1 rRNA gene is annotated in these 3,038 nt (G+C 49.8%); it reads left to right on the top strand.

Annotated features, from left to right (window positions below):
• Window positions 1–94: 94 nt before the first annotated feature.
• A 23S ribosomal RNA gene (locus DVJ99_RS12775) occupies window positions 95–3,019 on the top strand.
• Window positions 3,020–3,038: the final 19 nt, after the last annotated feature.

Below are 3,038 nucleotides of genomic sequence, written 5' to 3'. Positions count from 1 at the left end.
AGTGAATTAGAGTTTTTAAAAGCTTTATTCATTTAAATGAATCGCTAGTAATCAATTGCCGATGGCAAACGATTACTCACAATATTAATAACGTGATTAAGTTATTAAGGGCGCACGGTGGATGCCTTGGCACTAGAAGCCGAAGAAGGACGTTACTAACGACGATATGCTTTGGGTAGCTGTAAGTAAGCGTTGATCCAGAGATTTCCGAATGGGGAAACCCAGCACAAGTTATGTTGTGTTATCGACATGTGAATACATAGCATGTCAGAAGGCAGACGCGGAGAACTGAAACATCTTAGTACCCGCAGGAAGAGAAAGAAAAATCGATTCCCTGAGTAGCGGCGAGCGAAACGGGAAGAGCCCAAACCAATGAGCTTGCTCATTGGGGTTGTAGGACACTCTATACGGAGTTACAAAGGAATAAATTAGACGAATCGTACTGGAAAGTTGAACCAGAGAAGGTAAGAGTCCTGTAGTCGAAAGTTTATTCTCTCTTGAGTGGATCCTGAGTACGACGGAGCACGTGAAATTCCGTCGGAATCCGGGAGGACCATCTCCCAAGGCTAAATACTCTCTAGTGACCGATAGTGAACCAGTACCGTGAGGGAAAGGTGAAAAGTACCCCGGAAGGGGAGTGAAAAAGAACTTGAAACCGTGTGCTTACAAGTAGTCAGAGCCCGTTAATGGGTGATGGCGTGCCTTTTGTAGAATGAACCGGCGAGTTACGATCTGATGCAAGGTTAAGCAGCGAATGCGGAGCCGCAGCGAAAGCGAGTCTGAATAGGGCGTTGAGTATTTGGTCGTAGACCCGAAACCAGGTGATCTACCCTTGGTCAGGTTGAAGTTCAGGTAACACTGAATGGAGGACCGAACCGACTTACGTTGAAAAGTGAGCGGATGAACTGAGGGTAGCGGAGAAATTCCAATCGAACCTGGAGATAGCTGGTTCTCTCCGAAATAGCTTTAGGGCTAGCCTCAAGTGATGATTGTTGGAGGTAGAGCACTGTTTGGACGAGGGGCCCCTCTCGGGTTACCGAATTCAGACAAACTCCGAATGCCAATCAATTTAACTTGGGAGTCAGAACGTGGGTGATAAGGTCCATGTTCGAAAGGGAAACAGCCCAGACCACCAGCTAAGGTCCCAAAATATATGTTAAGTGGCAAAGGATGTGGTATTGCCCAGACAACTAGGATGTTGGCTTAGAAGCAGCCATCATTTAAAGAGTGCGTAATAGCTCACTAGTCGAGTGACACTGCGCCGAAAATGTACCGGGGCTAAACATATTACCGAAGCTGTGGATTGTCCGTAGGACAATGGTAGGAGAGCGTTCTAAGGGCGTCGAAGCATGATCGCAAGGACATGTGGAGCGCTTAGAAGTGAGAATGCCGGTGTGAGTAGCGAAAGATGGGTGAGAATCCCATCCACCGATTGACTAAGGTTTCCAGAGGAAGGCTCGTCCGCTCTGGGTTAGTCGGGTCCTAAGCCGAGGCCGACAGGCGTAGGCGATGGATAACAGGTTGATATTCCTGTACCACCATTTATCGTTTTAAGCGATGGGGGGACACAGTAGGATAGGCGAAGCGTGCTGTTGGAGTGCACGTCCAAGCAGTGAGACTGAATGGTAGGCAAATCCGCCATTCTCAAGGTTGAGCTGTGATGGGGAGAGGAAACATGTTTTCCTCGAGTCGTTGATTTCACACTGTCGAGAAAAGCCTCTAGCTAGATAACTGGTGCCCGTACCGCAAACCGACACAGGTAGTCAAGATGAGAATTCTAAGGTGAGCGAGAGAACTCTCGTTAAGGAACTCGGCAAAATGACCCCGTAACTTCGGGCGAAGGGGTGCTCTTTAGGGTTCACGCTCTGAAGAGCCGCAGTGAATAGGCCCAAGCGACTGTTTATCAAAAACACAGGTCTCTGCTAAACCGTAAGGTGATGTATAGGGGCTGACGCCTGCCCGGTGCTGGAAGGTTAAGAGGAGTGGTTAGCTTCTGCGAAGCTACGAATCGAAGCCCCAGTAAACGGCGGCCGTAACTATAACGGTCCTAAGGTAGCGAAATTCCTTGTCGGGTAAGTTCCGACCCGCACGAAAGGCGTAACGATTTGGGCACTGTCTCAACGAGAGACTCGGTGAAATCATAGTACCTGTGAAGATGCAGGTTACCCGCGACAGGACGGAAAGACCCCGTGGAGCTTTACTGTAGCCTGATATTGAAATTCGGCACAGCTTGTACAGGATAGGTAGGAGCCTTAGAAGCGTGAGCGCCAGCTTACGCCGAGGCGCTGGTGGGATACTACCCTAGCTGTGTTGGATTTCTAACCCGCGCCATTGATCATGGCGGGAGACAGTGTCAGGCGGGCAGTTTGACTGGGGCGGTCGCCTCCTAAAGTGTAACGGAGGCGCTCAAAGGTTCCCTCAGAATGGTTGGAAATCATTCATAGAGTGTAAAGGCATAAGGGAGCTTGACTGCGAGACCTACAAGTCGAGCAGGGTCGAAAGACGGACTTAGTGATCCGGTGGTTCCGCATGGAAGGGCCATCGCTCAACGGATAAAAGCTACCCCGGGGATAACAGGCTTATCTCCCCCAAGAGTTCACATCGACGGGGAGGTTTGGCACCTCGATGTCGGCTCATCGCATCCTGGGGCTGTAGTCGGTCCCAAGGGTTGGGCTGTTCGCCCATTAAAGCGGTACGCGAGCTGGGTTCAGAACGTCGTGAGACAGTTCGGTCCCTATCCGTCGTGGGCGTAGGAAATTTGAGAGGAGCTGTCCTTAGTACGAGAGGACCGGGATGGACATACCTCTGGTGTACCAGTTGTCGTGCCAACGGCATAGCTGGGTAGCTATGTATGGACGGGATAAGTGCTGAAAGCATCTAAGCATGAAGCCCCCCTCAAGATGAGATTTCCCAACTTCGGTTATAAGATCCCTCAAAGATGATGAGGTTAATAGGTTCGGGGTGGAAGCATAGCGATATGTGGAGCTGACGAATACTAATCGATCGAAGACTTAATCAAATTTCAAGTTTTGATTGGT

It is taken from the genome of Staphylococcus sp. EZ-P03, assembly GCF_003344575.1.
Taxonomy (GTDB): domain Bacteria; phylum Bacillota; class Bacilli; order Staphylococcales; family Staphylococcaceae; genus Staphylococcus; species Staphylococcus simulans_B.
Note: the sequence above shows the minus strand (reverse complement) of the source record. Positions and strands in the feature narration are given on the sequence as shown.